This is a genomic window from Pseudomonas protegens (assembly GCF_003363755.1).
Lineage (GTDB): Bacteria > Pseudomonadota > Gammaproteobacteria > Pseudomonadales > Pseudomonadaceae > Aquipseudomonas > Aquipseudomonas danubii.
Map to the genome: position 1 here is coordinate 5,600,870 of NZ_CP031396.1, position 19,246 is coordinate 5,620,115.

Here is a 19,246-nt window from a genome sequence, read left to right on the forward strand (position 1 = left end):
GCGCTCAGACCCGTGCCGCAGTCACGGCGGCGGAGCCCCAGGTGGTTCTCCAGCGGCGCTTGACCCCGTGCAGGCCGAACCAGGCCAGGACCCCGAGACTGGCGAACAGCCACAGTGCCAGTTGATAGCTGCCGGTGCTCTGCTTGATCGCGCCCATGCCTGCCGCCAGGGCGAAACCGCCGATGCCGCCGGCCATGCCGATCAGCCCGGTCATGACCCCGATTTCCCGACGAAAGCGTTGCGGTACCAGCTGGAACACCGCGCCATTGCCGGCGCCGAGGCCCAGCATGGTGCAGACGAACAGGGCCAGGGCAGCGTAGGAACTGGGCAGGTTGAATCCCACGGCGGCGATGCAGACCACCGCCACGCTGTACATCGCCAGCAAAGTGCGGATACCGCCGAAACGGTCCGCCAGGGCGCCGCCCAGAGGGCGCATCAGGCTGCCGCCGAAGACACAGGCGGCGGTGTAGTAGCCGGCAGTCACCGGGCTCAGGCCGTACTGGTCGTTGAAATAGCCGGGCAGGGCGCTGGCCAGGCCGATGAAACCGCCAAAGGTCACGCTGTAGAAGAACATGAACCACCAGCTGTCGCGGTCCCCCAGGGCCTTGAAGTAGTCGCCCATGGATTTGGCCCGTGGCCGCTCGGGGGCGTTCTTCGCCAGCCAGGCGAACAGCACCAGTGTCAGGAGCAGCGGGATCAGGGCGAAGCCGAAGACATTGCTCCAGCCGAAAGCCGCTGCCAGCACCGGAGCAAGCAGCGCGGCGAACACCGTGCCGGAGTTGCCGGCACCGGCGATGCCCATGGCCTTGCCCTGGTGTTGCGGCGGATACCATTGGGAGGCCAGGGGCAGGGCCACAGCGAAGGAGGCGCCGGCCATGCCGAGGAATACCCCCAGTAGCAAGGCTTGCTCATAGCTGTGGATGCCCAGCTTCCAGGCGCCGAACAGCGCGCCGATGACAATCACCTGGCCGATCAGGCCGGCGGTCTTGGGCGACAGGCGATCGGCCAGCAGGCCCATGATGAAGCGCAGCACTGCGCCGGCGAGGATCGGTGTGGCCACCATCAGCCCGCGTTGCTGGGGGCTCAGGTGCAGGTCGGCAGCAATCTGCACCGCCAGGGGGCCCAGCAGGTACCAGACCATGAAGCTCAGGTCGAAATACAGAAAGGCTGCGAACAGGGTCGGGGTGTGGCCGGATTTCCAGAAGCTTGAATTCATCGCGCACCTCAGCTGATAAGAGTCGTTGGAGTCGTCATGAGCTTGCAGGTGGAGCGCCGCCACGGCCGCGCCACCGACCCCGGTCAGTGGGGCCAAAACGAAAAAACGTCGGCACCCGGCTCGTTGTGGCGAGCAGGGTGCGCGACGTCTTTGTCGTAGGTGGGGCAACCGCCGTTGGTTACCGTTGCGGATTTGATAGCAAGAGCCGAGCCAACCGGCGGCCATGTTGGCTGGCATGGGCAGGCTCGCTGTAGGAGCTGGCTTGCCAGCGAAGGCGCCCTCAAGACTGGCACAAGGTTCAGAGGCCTATTCGCCGGCAAGCCGGCTCCTCCGGGGCGCAGGTCAGCCCAGCAGTTCCTGCATGGCGATGATCTGTTCCGCGACCTGGATCAGCTTCTGCTGCTTGCCCATGGCCTGACGGCGCATCAGGGTGTAGGCCTGTTCTTCGTCGCAGTCCTTCATCTTCATCAACAGGCCCTTGGCCAGCTCGATGCGCTTGCGCTCGGCCAGTTGCTGGTCCCGGGCCTGGAGTTGCGCGCGCAGGGCCTGGTCGCTTTCAAAGCGCGCCATGGCCACGTCGAGGATCGGTTGCAGGCGCTGGACCTGGATGCCCTCGACGATGTAGGCGCTGACCCCGGACTTGATCGCCTGGCGCATCACCCCCGGATCGTGTTCATCGGTGAACATCACGATGGGCCGGGGTTGATCGCGGCTGACCAGCACCACTTGCTCCATCACATCACGGCTGGGTGACTCGGTATCGATCAGGATCACGTCCGGGCGCACCGTTTCGACGCGGCCCGGCAGGTCGATGGTCAGGCCGGATTCGTCAATCACCTCGAAGCCGGCTTCGCTGAGGGCGGCCTTGAGCCTTCCGACTTTTTTTGCGGTGTCGTTGATCAGCAGGATACGCAGCATGTTCGCGGACTCCGGTCAGCGCTGGGCGGCAAGGGCAGGGCTGTCGTTGAGGGCATGCAGGCGGAAGCTGCGGGCATAGGCGGCAGGCTCAGAGCCGTCCCACACCTTGCCATCGATCAACTGGCTGCTGCGCATGTCCGGGCCCGAGGTGGTGATGCCCAGCGCGCTGGCGGCTTCGCGATAGAGTTCAAGCTGCTGCACGTGGCGAGCGACGCCCAGGTAGTCCGGGTCTTCCCGCAGCAGGCCCCAGCGCCGGAACTGGGTCATGAACCACATGCCGTCGGATAGGTAGGGCAGGTTGACGGCGCCATGGTGGTGAAAGCGCAGCGCGTGGGGGTCCTGCCAGCGATTGCCCAGGCCGTCGGCGTAAGCCCCCAGCAACCGCGGCTTGATGCAGTCCAGCGGTGCATTCAGGTAATCGGCGGCGCTCAGCAACTGGGCGGTGCTGCGGCGGTTTTCCGGACTTTGTTCGATAAAGCGGCTGGCCTCGAGGATCGTCATGACCAGGACCCGGGCGGTGTTGGGGTATTGCTCGACGAAGGCGCGGGTGCAGCCGAGGACTTTTTCCGGGTGGTCCGGCCAGATTGCCTGGCTGGTGGCCAGGGTGAAGCCCTGATCCTGCTGCACTGCACTGGCGCTCCAGGGTTCGCCGACGCAGAACCCGTCGATGCGCCCGGCCTGCAGGTGAGCCACCATCTGCGGCGGCGGCACCACCACGCTGTCGACGTCCCGCAGCGGGTGGATGCCCTGGCTGGCCAGCCAGTAGTACAACCACATGGCGTGAGTCCCGGTGGGGAAGGTCTGGGCGAAGGTCAGTCGTGCCCGGCTTTGGTGCACATGGTGGTCCAATGCTTCAGGGCTGGTCACTTTGAGGGCTTGCAGTTCCCGGGACAGGTTGATGCTTTGGCCATTCTGGTTCAGGCCCATGAGCACCGCCATGTCGCAGGGATGGGTCCCGCCGATGCCCAGGTGCACGGCGTAGATCAGGCCGTACAGGCTGTGGGCAGCGTCCAGTTCACCAGTCACCAGCTTGTCCCGCAGCCCGGCCCAGGAACTCTGGCGCTTGAGGTTCAGGGTCAGGCCGTAGGGCTGGGCAAAGCCCTGGGTGGCGGCGACCACCACCGAGGCGCAATCGGTCAGGGCCATGAAGCCCAGGTTGATGGCGGACTTTTCCGGGGCATCGCTGCCGTTGACCCAGGCCAGTGCGCAGTTGGGGTGTTCAGTCATGGCTTGGCACCTTGCATAAAAAAGCGTCGTACCCACTGGCCAGGCAAAGCCTGTGTGGGTGACGACGCCGTTGTCCTTGAACCTGGGCCGCCATTGGCCCAGGTCTGATGAGCAAGTGGGTGCAAGGCATATGCCATTGTCGGGGATTTCATTCTGCGCCTCGCCTGCAAGCCCTGGGCGCGGCTATAATCGGCGCCTTATTTCGCCGCCAACCGAGTTCATCCCGCCCATGTATACCCTGGCCCGCCAGCTGTTGTTCAAACTCTCCCCGGAAACCTCCCACGATCTGTCCCTGGACCTGATCGGTGCGGGCGGGCGTTTGGGCCTTAACGGTCTGTTGTGCAAGGCGCCGGCGCAGTTGCCGGTGCAGGTCATGGGCCTGGAGTTTCCGAACCCGGTGGGCCTGGCTGCCGGTCTGGACAAGAACGGCGCCGCCATCGATGGCTTCGCTCAACTGGGCTTCGGCTTTGTCGAGATCGGCACCGTAACTCCGCGTCCGCAGCCGGGCAACCCCAAGCCGCGGATCTTCCGCCTGCCTCAGGCCGAAGCCATCATCAACCGCATGGGCTTCAACAACCTGGGGGTCGATAATCTGCTGGCGCGTGTGGCCGCCTCCCAATACAAGGGCGTGCTGGGGATCAATATCGGCAAGAACTTCGACACCCCGGTGGAGCGGGCGGTGGACGACTACCTGATCTGCCTGGACAAGGTCTATGCCCATGCCAGTTATGTCACGGTCAATGTCAGCTCGCCCAATACCCCGGGCTTGCGCAGCCTGCAGTTTGGCGAGTCCCTCAAGCAGCTGCTGTCGGCTCTGAGCCAGCGTCAGCAGGAGCTGGCGAGCATTCATGGCAAACGCGTGCCCCTGGCGATCAAGATCGCGCCGGACATGAGCGATGAGGAAACCGTTGAAGTGGCTCGGGCCTTGCTGGAAACCGGCATGGACGCGGTGATCGCCACCAACACCACCTTGAGTCGCGAAGGCGTCGAAGGTATGGAGCACGGCGATGAGGCAGGCGGCTTGTCCGGCGCGCCGGTGCGCGACAAGAGCACCCACACTGTCAAGGTCCTGGCCGCTGAACTGGCCGGTCGCTTGCCGATCATTGCCGTGGGCGGCATCACGGAAGGCAAGCACGCGGCTGAGAAGATCGCCGCGGGCGCCAGCCTGGTGCAGCTGTATTCGGGCTTCATCTATAAGGGGCCGGCGTTGATTCGCGAGTCGGTGGATGCCATCGCGGCCATGGGCCGATAAGAACGGGCGCCAGCGCGGCCATAAAAAAGGGCTCCTCGAAGGAGCCCCTGGGCCGAAGCCCGCCGCCCGGATGGGGCGTGCGTGGTTAAGTCGTCATCTATTCAAGTTGTAGGTGTCGGAATGTGCCCTGATCAGCCGACAGCGCGAAGTTCGTTGAGTCTGTGGATGCCCGCAGTGCCAGTCATACCGTCCCAGTTGTCGCCGCGTCCTTCTCGCCAGCCGTTAATCCAGGCTTGGCGTACCGACGGTAGAGTAAATGGGCAAAGCTCACGGGACTTGCCATTAACGCCATACTGATATCCGCGTAAAAATGCTCTTTCCAACGGATCACGCTTTAGTCTTCTCATAGGGTGTTTCCCTCACTTGTTGACTGTCTTATGTCCCGTCGACCTTCTTCTGAGGTCGGGCAGATTGTCTCTGCCGTTGGTGCTCGCTGCCGGCGTGGCGAGCCTTGATGTTGACGCCATTGCGGCGTCAACCTGTGTTGAGTTCTAACCAATAGGTCACAGCAAGTGAATGATCGTTTTGTCATAAGGACGTAACGATAATGCTGTCCAGGCCATAAGCCGGGACGGGTTTTTTAGCTTGTTTGCCAGGCAAAGCCCGCTGTGATCAGCCTCTCACTAGATGATGAGGTTAATGCTTTAGTGAGAATGTCGAACGGTTGCACTCAACTACTATTCGACGAAGGGTCGACTTATGTCATTTTGTTGCCCTGACTTTTTTATCTGTCCCGGCCTCTAAGCTTTTTTGCCCTGCAAGAAAGCCTGTCTGCCGGGGTGGGACGGCACAGTTTCGTGCCACACGAGCGCTCTTGAAGAAAAGCGCTTGATTGAAAACCGAACGGGCGATGCGTTGTCCGTTCACTTATTGCTAAAGGCCCTGGTACTCCCATGTCGGATCGTTACGAACTCTTCCTCACCTGCCCCAAAGGCCTTGAAGGCCTGCTGATCGAGGAAGCCGTCGGGCTTGGCCTTGAGCAAGCACGTGAGCACACCTCTGCCGTGCGCGGCATGGCCGACATGGAGACGGCCTATCGGCTGTGTCTGTGGTCGCGCCTGGCCAACCGGGTGCTGCTTGTCCTCAAGCGCTTTCCAATGAAGGACGCCGAGGACCTCTACCACGGCGTGCTCGACGTCGACTGGCAGGACCACATGCTGGCCGATGGCACCCTGGCGGTGGAGTTCAGCGGCCACGGTTCGGGCATCGACAACACCCACTTTGGTGCCCTGAAGGTCAAGGACGCCATTGTCGACAAACTGCGCACACCCACCGGCGAGCGTCCTTCGGTGGACAAGCTCAATCCGGACCTGCGCATCCACCTGCGCCTGGATCGCGGCGAAGCCATCCTGTCCCTGGACCTGTCCGGCCACAGCCTGCACCAGCGCGGCTATCGCCTGCAGCAAGGCGCCGCGCCGCTCAAGGAAAACCTGGCGGCCGCGATCCTGATCCGTTCCGGCTGGCCGCGCATCGCCGCAGACGGCGGGGCCCTGGCCGACCCGATGTGCGGTGTCGGCACCTTCCTGGTGGAAGCGGCGATGATTGCCGCGGACATCGCTCCCAACCTCAAGCGTGAGCAGTGGGGCTTTACCGCCTGGCTCGGCCATGTGCCGGCGTTGTGGCGCAAGCTGCACGATGAAGCACAGGCTCGGGCCCAGGCCGGACTGGCCAAGCCACCGCTGTGGATTCGCGGCTACGAGGCCGATCCACGATTGATCCAGCCGGGTCGCAACAACGTCGAGCGCGCGGGCTTGAGCGACTGGATCAAGATCTACCAGGGCGAAGTGGGGACTTTTGAACCGCGTCCGGACCAGAACCAGAAGGGCCTGGTGATCTGCAACCCGCCCTACGGCGAGCGTCTGGGTGACGAAGCCAGCCTGCTGTACCTCTACCAGAACCTCGGCGAGCGCCTGCGTCAGGCCTGCCTGAACTGGGAAGCGGCGGTGTTCACCGGCGCCCCGGACCTGGGCAAGCGCATGGGCATTCGCAGCCACAAGCAGTACTCGTTCTGGAACGGCGCCTTGCCGTGCAAGCTGCTGCTGATCAAGGTGCTGCCGGACCAGTTCGTCACCGGTGAGCGACGCACCGCCGAGCAGCGCCAGGTGGAACGCGAGCAGGCCCAGGCCGCTGCAGACGAGCCGCCGGTGCGCCAGTACAACAAGAATGGCAACCCGATCAAGCCGGCTCCTGCGCCGGCGCCGGTGGTCGAGCAGGCCCGTCTGAGCGAGGGCGGGCAGATGTTTGCCAACCGCCTGCAAAAGAACCTCAAGCTGCTGGGCAAATGGGCCAAGCGCGAAGGTGTCGAGTGCTATCGGGTCTATGACGCGGACATGCCGGAATACTCCCTGGCCATCGACCTGTACCAAGATTGGGTGCACGTCCAGGAATACGCGGCGCCCAAGTCGGTGGACCCGGAGAAGGCCCAGGCGCGTCTGTTCGATGCCCTGGCAGCGATTCCCCAGGCACTGAACGTGGATAAGAGCCGGGTGGTGATCAAGCGTCGCGAGCGCCAGAGCGGCACCAAGCAATACGAGCGCCAGAGCGCCCAGGGCCAGTTCACCGAAGTTCGCGAAGGCGGGGTCAAGCTGCTGGTGAACCTGACCGACTACCTGGACACCGGGCTGTTCCTCGACCATCGGCCGATGCGCATGCGCATCCAGAAAGAGGCTGCTGGCAAGCGTTTCCTCAACCTGTTCTGCTACACCGCCACCGCCAGTGTGCACGCGGCCAAGGGTGGAGCCCGCAGCACGACCAGCGTCGACTTGTCGAAAACCTACCTGGACTGGGCGCGACGCAACTTCTCCCTCAACGGTTTCTCCGACAAGAACCGTCTGGAGCAGGGTGATGTGATGGCCTGGCTGGACAGTTGCCGTGACGAGTTCGACCTGATCTTCATCGACCCGCCGACCTTCTCCAACTCCAAGCGCATGGAAGGGGTGTTCGACGTGCAGCGTGACCAGGTGCAGTTGCTGGACCTGGCCATGGCCCGTCTGGCGCCGGGTGGCGTGCTCTACTTCTCCAACAACTTCCGCAAGTTCCAGTTGGACGAGAACCTCGCCGCGCGCTATCAGGTCGAGGAGATCACGGCGAAAACCATCGACCCGGATTTTGCCCGTAACAGCAAAATTCACCGTGCTTGGAAAATCAGCGCCCGCTGATGGCCGGATAAGTCCCCGACGCCCGTTTTTTCGGGCTTTGGGGGCTGTTTAGCGCTGGTCAAATTAGTGGCTAATAGCTATAACTCACACCAAGTCCGGATGACACCCAAACTCGCTGGCGTGATGAGTTCTACTTATGCCGTTGCATGTGGTACGCCCGAAGATCCTGGGTTTCATTAGTGAAGAAGTCTCTGCCTGGCTAGTGGCTGTGCTGGTGTTGCTTGCGGGCGGCATTCTCACCGGGCTGCTGGCCTGGTCCACTTACAACTCGAACAAACAGCAACTGCGCCAGCGCTTCCAATTGCTCGCCAGTGAACGCTACAGCCGTATCGAAGAGCGCTTTCAAGACCAGGAGCAACGCCTGGACGGTCTGCGGCGTTTCTTTGTCAATTCCGACCTGGTGACCCGCCAGGACTTCGATGGTTACGCCAAGCCTCTGCTGCGCCACACTCAGGCCTATGCCTGGGCGCCTCTGGTGAGTCGTGCCCAGCGGCCGGCGTTCGAACAGGCGGTGCGGGATCAGGGGGTGGCGGGGTTCACCATCCTGCAATTGAACGCCAGCGGCCAGATGGAGCCCGCCGGTGAGCAAGAAGACTTTGCGCCGATTCTGTACAGCCAGACGCAAAGCCCTCTGGGGTCGCCCCTGGGGCACGACTTGCTGGCCCAGCCTCAGCGCCGGGCTACTCTGGAGCGGGCCAGGGAGCTCAACGGCCTGGCGGTTTCGCCGCCTTTGCACCTGGTTGCCGTGGACCCGGCCTATGCCCGGGGCGTGCTGCTGGCGGCGCCGGTCAGGCGCCCCCAGGACAGCCCCTTGCCCGAGGCCAGGCCTTACGGTTATGTGCTGGCGGTGATCAGCCTGCGGCAACTGGTGGCGGACGGCTTGCCAGTGCCGGCCAGCGACAATTTGTCGGTGCGCATTCTCGATCTGTCCACCGAGGGCCAGCACGAGGTGCTCTATGAATCGAACAACCCGCCGATCGCCAGTCACCTGACGGCCAGCCGTCTGTTGCGCCTGGCGGACCGGGATTATCAGGTTGATATCCGCCCCAGCGCGGCGTTCCTGCATGCCAACCAATCTTCCCTGAGCAGCCTGGTGATTCTCGGTGGCTTGCTCAGTCTGCTGCTCAGCGCCTTGCTCTATGTGCTGGTGAGTCAGCGGCAACGGGCCTTGGCCCTGGTGGAGCAACGCACGGGGGAGCTGCGCAGTCGCGAGCAGGAATTGCGCGGCACTCACAGTCAGTTGCGCTGCGTGCTCAATGCCGCGACCCAGGTGGCGATCATCGCCACGGACCTGCGTGGTGTCATCAGTACCTTCAATGCCGGGGCCGAGCAGATGCTCGGCTACAGCAGCAGTGAAGCGGTAGGCCACCTGACCCTGGAAAGCCTGCACCTGCCCCGGGAGCTGGAAAGCTGGGCTCAGAGCCTTACCCAGCGCTATGGCAAGGCCATTCCAGTGTCCCGGGCCATGCTGGTGGAAGAAGGCCTGGCCGGTGGCCATGAGGCGCGAGAGTGGACGCTGGTCAGGCGTGACGGCAGCCACCTGCAAGTGAACATGCTGGCGACCCCGGTGCTGGATGATCAGGGGCTGTGGATCGGCCACCTGGCCATCTGTATCGACATCACCGAGCGCAAGCGGGTGCACGAGGCCCTGGCGGCCCGGGACCGCCTGTTGAAAAGGCTCAGTGCCCATGTTCCCGGAGGGATCTACCAGTTCAAGCTGGATGCCGAGGGACACGCGAGCTTCACCTATGCCAGCGATGGCATACGCGAAATCTACGAGATCGAGCCGCAAGTGTTGCAGGAGGATGCCGAGGCAGTGTTCGAGCGTATCCATCCTGAGGATGTGCAGCGGGTGCGCAAGTCGATCCAGGTTTCCGCCAAGCAGCTCAGTCCGTGGCGCGAGGAGTATCGGGTCTGCCTGCCGCAACGGGGGCTGCGCTGGATGCGTGGCGCGGCGACCCCGGAAAGCCTGCAGGGCGGCGGCGTGCTCTGGCACGGCTATATCTCGGACATTTCCGACCTCAAGCGGGTCGAGGAAGAGTTGCGTGCGTTGTCAGTGACTGACTCCCTGACCGGCATTCACAACCGGCGCTATTTCCAGGAGCAGTTGCAGAGCGAAATGCAGCGTCTTGAGCGTGTTGGAGGCGAGATGGCGGTGATCATGCTGGATATCGATCATTTCAAGCGGATCAACGACCAGTACGGACACGGCGTCGGGGATCAGGTATTGCGGGGGCTCTGTGTCCGCATTGGTGGGCGTCTGCGGCGTACCGATGTGTTCTGCCGTCTCGGCGGCGAGGAGTTCATGGTGCTGTGTCCGGGCACCAACGCCCAGCAGGCGCTGATCCTGGCTCAGGAACTGTGGCAGGGACTGCGCAGTTCGCCGATCGAGCCGGTGGGCAGTGTCACCGCCAGTTTCGGCATTGCCAGCTGGCGCGAAGGCGAGGGGGCGGACGGTTTGTTGTTGCGGGCCGACTCCGGGGTCTATGCCGCCAAGCAGGCCGGACGCGATCGAGTCCAGCCAGAGCTGCCCTGATCGCTGACAGCGGCGGAGCGGGTCCGCCACTGTCGCAACAGCGAGTTAGAGAACGGATGCGCTGGTGGCCAGTTTTGGCTGGCGATACAGATCCAGCAGCACCTGATCCAGCACCGAAGAGGCGCCGAAGGGGCGCGGATCGTTGAGGATCGCCACCACCGCCCAGGTGTTGCCGTTGTCATCGCGGCTATAGCCGGCGATGGCGCGCACGGTGTTCAGGGTGCCGGTCTTGATGTGGGCCTCACCGGACATGGCGGTGCGTTTCAGGCGCTTGCGCATGGTGCCGTCCATGCCGGCAATCGGCATGGAGCTGATGAACTCGGCGGCGTAGGGGCTCTTCCAGGCCGCTTGCAGCAGGCCGGCCAGTTCCCGGGCGCTGACCCGTTCGGCACGGGACAGGCCGGAGCCGTTTTCCATTACCAGATGCGGCGCGGTGATGCCTTTTTTCGCCAGCCACTGGCGCACCACACGCTGGGCCGCCTTGGCGTCATCGCCGTCGGCTTCATTGCGGTACTTGGCGCCCAGGCTCAGGAACAGCTGCTGGGCCATGGTGTTGTTGCTGTATTTGTTGATGTCGCGGATGACCTCCGCGAGGTCCGGAGAGAAGGCACGGGCCAGGACCTTGGCATCCTTGGGTACTACCGCGAGGCGGTCCTTGCCCTGGATGCTGCCGCCCAGTTCGCTCCAGATCGCCCGCACCGCACCGGCGGTGTAGGTGGCGTGGTCCAGCAGCGACAGGTAGGTCTGGGAACTGCAGCCATCACCCAACTGGCCGCCAACGGTGACGATCACGCTGCCATCGGCCTGGGGCACGGGGTTGTAGCGAACGTCGCCGGTGCACTGCTTGGTGTTGACTGCCTTGACCTGATTGTCGATGCGGATCTTGGCAATCGGCGGCTCTACCGACACCAGCACCCGGCCGGAGTCATTGCGGGCGACGAAGCGCAGGGCCTTGAGGTTGACCATCAGCGCGTCGGGCTTGACCAGGAACGGCTTGTTCTCGTCGTTGCCGTCGTCATTGAACTCAGGCAACTGCGGTTGCACGAAGTAGTTGCGGTCCAGTACCAGGTCGCCGGTGACTTGCTGCACGCCATTGGCCCGCAGGTCACGCATCAGCAGCCAGAGCTTCTCCATGTTCAGCTTGGGATCGCCGCCGCCCTTGAGATAGAGATTGCCGTTGAGAATGCCACCGCTGAGGGTGCCATCGGTGTAGAACTCGGTCTTCCACTGGTGGGTCGGGCCAAGCATTTCCAGGGCCGCGTAGGTGGTCACCAGCTTCATGGTGGAGGCCGGGTTGACCGAGACATCGGCGTTGAAAACCGTCGGCGTGCCAGGGCCGTTCAGGGGAATCATCACCAGCGACAGGGCGTTGTTCGGGAGCTTGCTGGCTTTGAGGGCTTGTTGAACCTTGGGGGTCAGGGTGGTGTTGACCGGAGCCGCAGAGACAGGAAATGCCAGGGGAAGAAAAACACTGGCAAGCAACAGAGGACGCAACGATTTGATCATATGAAGTGGAACCCTGCAGTCGAGGGGAAAAAAGGCGAGGGCATGCAGATAAAATCCCTCAGTGATCATGAAAGTGTCGGCATTATGCCCCAAGGTATAGCGGCTTGTGCCGTGCCACGGGCCGCCGTGGCGGTATTTTTTTTACCAATGGCGGTCCCGCATCCTCATAGAGTCAGGCAATCGCCCGCCTAAACTGGTAAAGTGCCGCCCGTTATTACTTATGAGGATTGTTCCATGGCCACTAACCGTTCCCGCCGTCTGCGCAAAAAACTCTGCGTAGATGAATTTCAGGAGCTGGGTTTTGAGCTGAACCTGGATTTCAAAGAAGATCTGGCTGAAGAAGCTATTGACGCTTTCCTCGACGCGTTCCTCAAAGAAGCGATGGAAGCCAACGGTCTGGGCTATGTTGGCGGCGATGACTTCGGTCTGGTTTGCCTGAGCAAGCGCGGTTCCGTCAGCGAAGCACAGCGTGCAGCTGTTGAAGCCTGGCTCAAAGGCCGTACCGAGCTGACCAGCGTTGAAGTCAGCCCGCTGCTGGACGTCTGGTACCCGGACAACGCGATCAACCCAGTCGCGTGATGTCATGTGTGAGCGGCCCGTCCGGGCCGCTCATGCGTTGCTGCCCTCCCTGGGTGGCCTTTCGAATTTCCCCTTGTGTTCCTTGTCTCTGTGCGGGCTTGCCCGGGAGATGCTCGTGGGCGCCGTTTGCCGGCAAGTCGGCCCCTACAGTGGGTGCTGCCTTGGGTAGGAACAGGTAGGCCGGCGAAGTTCTTCAGGCATTGCGCCCATTCAGAATCATCAAGGTCACGACCCCAGCGACAATTCCCCAGAACGCCGAGCCAATGGAAAACAGCGTCAGCCCCGAGGCCGTCACCATAAAGGTGATCAGCGCCGCTTCTCGCTCTTTCACTTCACTCATGGCGATGCTCAAGCCGTTGATGATCGAGCCGAACAGTGCCAGGGCGGCGATGGACAGCACCAGTTCCTTGGGCAAGGCCGCGAACAGCGCAGCTAGGGTGGCGCCGAAGACCCCGGCGATGCCATAGAAAACCCCGCACCACACTGCGGCGGTGTAACGCTTGCTGCGATCTTCGTGGGCGTGGGGGCCGGTGCAGATCGCAGCGCTGATCGCCGCCAGGTTGATGCCGTGGGAACCAAACGGCGCCAGCAGCAACGAAGCCAGCCCGGTGGCGGTGATCAGTGGCGAGGCCGGGACGTTGTAGCCGTCGGCGCGCAGCACCGCGATCCCGGGCATGTTCTGCGAGGTCATGGCGACCACGAACAGTGGAATACCGATGCTGATGGTGGCCGCCAGGGAAAAGTGCGGCGTGGTCCAGACCGGCGTCGCCACTTCCAGGTGGAAGCCACTGAAGTCCAGCAAGCCCATCAGCCCGGACAGTGCAGTGCCGATCAGCAGGGCCGCGAGAACGGCATAACGTGGCGACAGGCGCTTGACCACCAGGTAGGTAAGGAACATCCCCAGTACCAGACCGGTGCGGTGTTGGGCCGCCACAAAGATTTCACTGCCGATCTTGAACAGGATTCCCGCCAGCAAGGCGGCTGCCAGGGATGCCGGGATCTTTTTCACCAGGCGCTCGAAGCTGCCGGTGAGTCCGCAAATGGTCACCAGGACTGCGCAAGTGATGTAGGCGCCAATGGCTTCGCCATAGGTCACCCCCGACAGGCTGGTGATCAGCAGGGCAGCGCCGGGTGTGGACCAGGCGATGGTGATGGGGGTGCGATAGCGCAGAGACAGGCCGATGCTGCACACCGCCATGCCAATGGAGATGGCCCAGATCCAAGAGGAGATCTGACCGCTGGTCAGGCCGGCGGCTTGTCCAGCCTGGAACATCAGCACCAGTGAACTGGTGTAGCCGGTCATCATGGCGATGAAGCCGGCAACGATGGCGGAGGGCGAAGTGTCCGCGAGGGGGCGTAATTGCGCGGGGGTGGCATCGGACATTACTGCTGTTCCTTGTTCTTGAAAGACGCAAAACCCATACCCGGCGAACGCTGCTTGCAGCCTGCGCAAGCAACGAGCCGGTAATAGGGTTCAAGGTTCAAGCCTAAACTTAAAAGCAACTTTGCATTGCAATACAGCCGTGACTACAAATAGCCGTACAGTCGTTGAATAAGTGGTGGGGCCGATAACACTTTTTGCTAGTGATCCCCAGCGGTTGTGTACAATGTGCCCCTGTTTTAACGCGATACTTGCCAGCGACCCACCGTGGCGTATTAAAGTCACGCCGAAATCGCCGCAGTCCTCCCGACCCGAGTGCCCATGAACGAACAGTTGCAACCTCTCAAGAAACAACCGCGAGCAGGCAAAGCCGGTCGCAGCGGAACCCAGGACGATATTGTCTACGCGCACATCTTTGAGGCCATCCTCGAGCAGCGCCTGGCGCCCGGCACCAAGTTGAGTGAAGAGGCGCTTGGGGAAATATTCGGAGTCAGTCGGACCATCATCCGTCGTGCATTGTCGCGGCTGGCCCATGAAGGCGTAGTCCTGTTGCGGCCCAATCGGGGGGCGGTGGTTGCCAGTCCGAGCGTCGAGGAAGCCCGTCAGGTCTTTCTCGCCCGGCGTCTGGTGGAGCGAGCCATTACCGAGCTGGCGGTCCAGCATGCCACCGCCGAACAGCTGCTGGAGTTGCGGCAGATGGTCAACGAGGAGCGCGACAGCTTTTCCCGAGGCGATCGTGGTGCCGGTATCCGCCTGTCCGGGGAGTTTCACCTGAAGCTGGCGGAAGCTGCGAAGAATGCACCGCTGATCAGCTTCCAGCGCAGCCTGGTGTCCCAGACGTCGCTGATCATTGCCCAGTATGAAAGCGGCAACCGCTCCCACTGCTCCTACGATGAGCACACCCAACTGATCGACGCCATCGAGGCCCGGGACGGCGAGCTGGCGGTGAACCTGATGATGCATCACATGGATCACATCGACAGCAAGCTCAACCTCGACGAGGAAAGCGCCTCGGATGACCTGCATGCGGTGTTCTCGCACCTGCTGCAGACCAAGAAGCCGGGGCGGCCGACGGCCAAGCTGTAAGCTTCGATCAGACTGAAAATCCCTCGCTGCGTAGCCCTATGCAGCGGGGGATTTTTGTTTGGCGGCGGGTCTGCCTGCTGATCAGGAAGATTGTTTTAAATTTTAATTAAGATTGTATACAGTGCCTGCTTCGAGGCTCACGGCCGGCAATCTGTGCGCCTCTGGTCCTGCGAAAGGAGCCCGCGGCATGATCGGCAGAACGCTACGCATTCATTCTTCCGCCATCCATTACTTCGACATGGTTCGTCGCTGTCATTCGATCCGCGAGGCTGCTCGGCGCCTGAATGTCGCGTCTTCGGCGGTGAACCGGCAGATCCTGAAGATCGAGGATGAAATCGGCGCGCCCTTGTTCGAACGCCTGCCGGGCGGCCTGCGCCTGACCCTGGCGGGAGAGGTCATGAGCCGTCATGTCAATCTGGTGCTGCAGGACCTGGAGCGGGTGCGCCTGGAGTTCGATGCTCTGCGTGGCCTCAAGAGCGGGCATGTGGAGATTGCCGCTGTGGAAGGCGCGACGGTGGATTTGCTGCCCTCGGTGCTCAAGCGCATGCGCGATCTGTATCCACAGGTGACCATCGGCGTCACGGTGCAGGGCTCGCAATCCATTCCCCAGGCCTTGATCAACAGTCGTGCGGACCTGGGCCTGGCGTTCGCCTTGCCCAGGGCGCCGGAGATCCGCCCGTTGAGCGTCGGTCATTTTCGCCTGGGGGCTCTGGTCAGTCCCGATCATCCCTTGGCCGAGCGGGGCAGCGTCAATTTCGCCACCTGCGCCGAGCACGGGCTGATCCTGGCCAAGAGCGAGCTGTCGATCCATCACTTGCTGGCGCCGTTGCACAAGCGCCTGGGGCTGTTGGACAAACCGCCCTTGCAGAGCAACTCCATGGAGCTGGCGCGGCAGATGGCCCGGCACAACATGGGGGTGGCCTTCCAGACCCGGGTCGGGGTCGAGGGCGATCTGAGCAAGGGGGAACTGGTGCATATCCCGCTGAGCGATCAGGGAGGTATCTACAGCGACCTGGGGCTCTATGCCCGCAGCGGTCGCGATCTGCCCAGCGCGGTGGAGGCGCTGGCGCATCTGCTTGGCGAGGAGATCGCCATTCGCGAGCGGGCCGAGCGCGCTTTCGGCCAGCTAACGCTCTGAGTCCATGGTTGTGGGCGGCTGTTGCCGTTTTGGCAGCGCGCTGATCGATATTCTGTGCTTTGGGGCCTGTGGCGCTTGTGCCGATACTGCGTGTGGATGGCAGCCAGCGAAGCTGCCTTACGCCACACCGCCACAGGACATAATAAAAATGAAAAAGGCATTACAAGGCGCAACCCTGCTGATGACACTGATCGGAGCAGGGGAAGCAGCCGCCCTGGAGTGGATGAACAACAGCGTCGGCTTTCGGTACGGCAAGGAGTTCACCAACCCGAACAATCCGCACTACATCAGCAAGCGCATCTACAGTTTCACCCACGCCAGTGGCTACCAGTACGGCAGCAACTACCTGCACCTGGACCTGCTGCTCTCCGACAGCGACGATCCGCGCAAGGGCACCCACAAGGGCAGCAGCGAAGTCTATGGCGTCTATCGTCACCAGCTCTTCGCGTCCCGGGTGTTCGATACCCCCTTGGGCACCGGCCTCGTCAAGGACTACGCGCTGACCCTGGGCTTCGATGCCAGTCGCAACAACAACCTGGGTTCGGCCAAGAAACGCGCCCTGGTCTTCGGTCCAACCCTGAAATTCAACACCGTCGGCGTGCTGGACCTGAGCTTGCTGTACTACAAGGAAAACAACCATTCCGGCATCCCCGGGGCCAAGGACCCGGATCACACCTTCGACGATACATACATGCTCAACCTGGCCTGGATGCGTCCCTTCGAAGTTGGCAGTCACGCCGCCAAGTTCCAGGGCTTCGTCAACTACACCGGGGAAAAGGGCCACGACTACAACTATCGTGACACCGCAGCGGAAACCCTAGTGCGGACGTCGCTGATGGTGGCCGTGTTGCCCGGCAAGAACGTCAAGCCCAACCTGTACCTGGGTGTTGGCTACGAGTACTGGCACAACAAGTTCGGGGTGGACGGTGGACGGGGTACGCGGACCACGGCGCCGACCTTGAACATGGAAGTGACGTTCTAGATCTGCACCTGATCGCCTGGGAATCAGGCATGAACAATCCCCCGTTCGATGTTCCGCGAGCGGGGGATTTTTCGTTTGCGGGGTTAGCGCTGGTGGACTGGCTGGCCGGCGGCGTAGGTCTGCAGCACGGTGCGATCGTCCCCCAGGGTCATCAGTACAAACAGGGTTTCAGCGATGCTGTTGGCCTGCTTCAGGCGATAGCTGAGCAAGGGAGTGGCGTGGTAGTCGAGGACCACGAAGTCGGCGTCGGTGCCAGGGTGCAGAGTGCCGATTCGCTCCTCCAGGCGCAGGGCGCGGGCGCCGCCCAGGGTCGCCAGGTACAGGGACTTGAACGGGTTCAGGCGTGCGCCCTGTAGCTGCATGACTTTGTAGGCTTCGTTCAGGGTCTGTAGCAGCGAGAAACTGGTGCCGCCACCGACGTCGGTGCCCAGGCCGACATTGAGTTTGTGTTTTTCCGCCATGGGCAGGTTGAACAGGCCACTGCCGAGGAAGAAGTTCGAGGTTGGGCAGAAGGCCACCGCCGAACCGGTTTCCGCCAGGCGCGCACATTCGTCATCGCACAGGTGCACGCCGTGGGCGAACACCGAGCGTTCCCCCAGCAGTTGATAGTGGTCATAAACGTCCAGGTAACCCTTGCGCTCCGGGAACAGTTCCTTGACCCATTCGATCTCCTGCAGGTTTTCACTGATGTGAGTCTGCATGTAGAGATCGGGGTACTCGGTCAGCAGTTTGCCGGCCAGGGTCAGTTGTTCCGGGGTGCTGGTCGGGGCGAAACGCGGGGTCACTGCGTAGTGCAGGCGCCCTTTGCCGTGCCAGCGTTCGATCAGTTCCTTGCTTTCCAGGTAGCCGGACTCTGCGGTGTCGGTCAGGTAGTCCGGGGCGTTGCGGTCCATCATCACCTTGCCGGCGATCATCCGCAGGTCGAGTTTCTCGGCGGCGGCGAAGAAGGCGTTGACCGACTGTGGATGCACGCTGCCGAACACCAGCGCGGTGGTGGTGCCGTTGCGCAGCAATTCCTTGATGAAGATGTCCGCCACTTCATCGGCGTGGGCCTGATCGGCGAACTGGCGTTCACAGGGGAAGGTGTAGGTGTTCAGCCAGTCCAGCAACTGTTCGCCATAGGCACCGACCATGCCGGTCTGGGGCAGGTGGATGTGGGTGTCGATGAAGCCCGGGGTGATCAGGGCATCGGGGTAATGATTGATCTCTACATCGGCGGGCAGGCCGGCAAGCAGTTCACTGGCGTGGCCGAGGGCGCTGATCCGGCCGTCCTCGACCACCAGCAGGCCGTCTTCGAAATACTCGTAGGAGGCTTCGATTCCGACTTCGGCCGGGTCGGCGATGCTGTGCAGGATGGCGGCACGGTAGGCTTTGCGAGTCAAAGGCATGGTCGTTCTCAGTGTGTGGCGTGTCAGTTCTAAGTCTGGCTGCGGCGCGAGGCCGGCAGCAGCTTGGCAATGGGTTCGGCGCTGGCGCTGGACTGGCCGAAATGGGCGTTGTAGGTAGCGATGATCTCACCGGCAATGGAGATGGCGATTTCCACGGGCAACTTGCCTTTGACTTCAGCGAGCCCCATCGGGCAACGCATGCGCTGCAAGGTGGTTGCGTCGAAACCGCGATCGCGCAAGCGGTGCTCGAACTTCACCCGCTTGGTCTTCGAGCCGATCAGGCCGAAATAGGCAAAGTCGTTGCGCTTGAGCAGGGCGGCGGTCAACTCCAGGTCCAGCTGGTGATTATGGGTCATGACGATGCAATAGCTGCCAGGTGGCAGGTTATCGATTTCCTCCACCGGTTCTTCGCTGACGATCTTGCTCACGCCCTGGGGAATCTGTTCGGGGAATTCCTGTTCCCGGGAATCGATCCAGCGTACCCGGCACGGCAGGCTGGCCAGGAGTGGCACCAGGGCGCGGCCGACGTGGCCGGCACCGAATACGGCGATTTGCGCTTGCACCTGGCCCATGGGTTCGAACAGTAGCACCGTGGCGCCGCCGCAGCACTGGCCGAGGCTGGCACCGAGGCTGAAGCGCTCCAGGTGGGTGGCCTGCTGGCCGCTGGCGAGCAGGTCACGGGCGATCTGCATGGCCTTGTATTCCAGGTGCCCGCCACCGATGGTGTCGAAGGCCTGGGTGGCGCTGACAACCATTTTCGAACCGGCATTACGCGGCGTTGAGCCAAGCTCCTCGATAATGGTCACCAACACGCAGGGTTCACCCTGGGTCTGCAGGTCGGCGAGGGCGCTGATCCAGTTGTACATGTTCACCTCGACA

At 62.4% G+C, this 19,246-nt stretch carries 15 protein-coding genes; 7 read left to right on the forward strand and 8 right to left on the reverse strand.

Annotated features, from left to right (window positions below; translation table 11 throughout):
• Positions 1–4 precede the first annotated feature (4 nt).
• The 3 genes from DWF74_RS25440 to DWF74_RS25450 form a co-directional block, all read right to left on the reverse strand.
• Positions 5–1,216, reverse strand: a complete 1,212-nt coding sequence (locus DWF74_RS25440) for a nitrate/nitrite transporter (protein ID WP_102878976.1) — start codon at positions 1,214–1,216, stop codon at positions 5–7.
• Between the two features lie 342 nt (positions 1,217–1,558).
• Entirely contained in the window at positions 1,559–2,134 is a 576-nt protein-coding gene (locus tag DWF74_RS25445; RefSeq protein WP_102863840.1) for an ANTAR domain-containing response regulator, read from the reverse strand.
• A 15-nt stretch (positions 2,135–2,149) separates the two neighbouring features.
• A complete protein-coding gene (locus DWF74_RS25450; protein ID WP_115581938.1) occupies positions 2,150–3,361 on the reverse strand; it encodes a CmpA/NrtA family ABC transporter substrate-binding protein in 1,212 nt (403 codons plus the stop codon).
• Positions 3,362–3,590: 229 nt separating this feature from the next.
• Here DWF74_RS25450 and DWF74_RS25455 point away from each other — a divergent pair, with 229 nt between their 5' ends.
• Complete coding sequence (locus tag DWF74_RS25455; protein ID WP_102863838.1) at positions 3,591–4,613, forward strand: quinone-dependent dihydroorotate dehydrogenase; 1,023 nt, start codon at positions 3,591–3,593, stop codon at positions 4,611–4,613.
• Between the two features lie 131 nt (positions 4,614–4,744).
• On the opposite strand, the gene rmf is transcribed toward DWF74_RS25455, so the two are convergent.
• Positions 4,745–4,960 carry a ribosome modulation factor gene (gene rmf, locus DWF74_RS25460; protein ID WP_016965693.1) on the reverse strand — a complete coding sequence of 72 codons (216 nt, stop codon included), beginning with the start codon at positions 4,958–4,960 and terminating at the stop codon, positions 4,745–4,747.
• 546 nt (positions 4,961–5,506) lie between these two features.
• Here rmf and rlmKL point away from each other — a divergent pair.
• Positions 5,507–7,771 (forward strand): bifunctional 23S rRNA (guanine(2069)-N(7))-methyltransferase RlmK/23S rRNA (guanine(2445)-N(2))-methyltransferase RlmL, encoded by a 2,265-nt coding sequence (gene rlmKL, locus DWF74_RS25470; RefSeq protein ID WP_102863837.1) that lies wholly within the window; start codon positions 5,507–5,509, stop codon positions 7,769–7,771.
• Positions 7,772–7,907: 136 nt separating this feature from the next.
• Complete coding sequence (locus DWF74_RS25475) at positions 7,908–10,307, forward strand: sensor domain-containing diguanylate cyclase (RefSeq protein WP_115581939.1); 2,400 nt, start codon at positions 7,908–7,910, stop codon at positions 10,305–10,307.
• A 45-nt stretch (positions 10,308–10,352) separates the two neighbouring features.
• On the opposite strand, the gene dacB is transcribed toward DWF74_RS25475, so the two are convergent.
• On the reverse strand, positions 10,353–11,813 hold the full coding sequence (gene dacB / locus DWF74_RS25480; protein ID WP_102863835.1) for a D-alanyl-D-alanine carboxypeptidase/D-alanyl-D-alanine endopeptidase: 1,461 nt from the start codon (positions 11,811–11,813) through the stop codon (positions 10,353–10,355).
• Positions 11,814–12,047: 234 nt separating this feature from the next.
• On the opposite strand from dacB, the gene DWF74_RS25485 reads away from it, so the two are divergent.
• A complete protein-coding gene (locus DWF74_RS25485; protein WP_102863834.1) occupies positions 12,048–12,392 on the forward strand; it encodes a YggL family protein in 345 nt (114 codons plus the stop codon).
• Between the two features lie 193 nt (positions 12,393–12,585).
• On the opposite strand, the gene DWF74_RS25490 is transcribed toward DWF74_RS25485, so the two are convergent.
• Positions 12,586–13,776, reverse strand: a complete 1,191-nt coding sequence (locus DWF74_RS25490) for a benzoate/H(+) symporter BenE family transporter (RefSeq protein WP_102863833.1) — start codon at positions 13,774–13,776, stop codon at positions 12,586–12,588.
• 318 nt (positions 13,777–14,094) lie between these two features.
• Here DWF74_RS25490 and DWF74_RS25495 point away from each other — a divergent pair, with 318 nt between their 5' ends.
• From DWF74_RS25495 to DWF74_RS25505, 3 genes are all read left to right on the forward strand, one after another.
• Entirely contained in the window at positions 14,095–14,859 is a 765-nt protein-coding gene (locus DWF74_RS25495; protein ID WP_025128787.1) for a GntR family transcriptional regulator, read from the forward strand.
• A gap of 187 nt (positions 14,860–15,046) precedes the next feature.
• The gene (locus DWF74_RS25500) at positions 15,047–15,997 is read left to right on the forward strand and encodes a LysR family transcriptional regulator (RefSeq protein ID WP_102863832.1); all 951 of its coding nucleotides are present in this window, start codon (positions 15,047–15,049) and stop codon (positions 15,995–15,997) included.
• A gap of 148 nt (positions 15,998–16,145) precedes the next feature.
• Positions 16,146–16,979, forward strand: a complete 834-nt coding sequence (locus DWF74_RS25505) for a nucleoside-binding protein (protein WP_102878982.1) — start codon at positions 16,146–16,148, stop codon at positions 16,977–16,979.
• Positions 16,980–17,062: 83 nt separating this feature from the next.
• On the opposite strand, the gene guaD is transcribed toward DWF74_RS25505, so the two are convergent.
• Together guaD and xdhC are read right to left on the reverse strand one after the other, a co-directional pair.
• Entirely contained in the window at positions 17,063–18,367 is a 1,305-nt protein-coding gene (guaD, locus tag DWF74_RS25510; protein WP_102863830.1) for a guanine deaminase, read from the reverse strand.
• Positions 18,368–18,396: 29 nt separating this feature from the next.
• A complete protein-coding gene (gene xdhC, locus DWF74_RS25515) occupies positions 18,397–19,233 on the reverse strand; it encodes a xanthine dehydrogenase accessory protein XdhC (protein WP_115581940.1) in 837 nt (278 codons plus the stop codon).
• Positions 19,234–19,246: the final 13 nt, after the last annotated feature.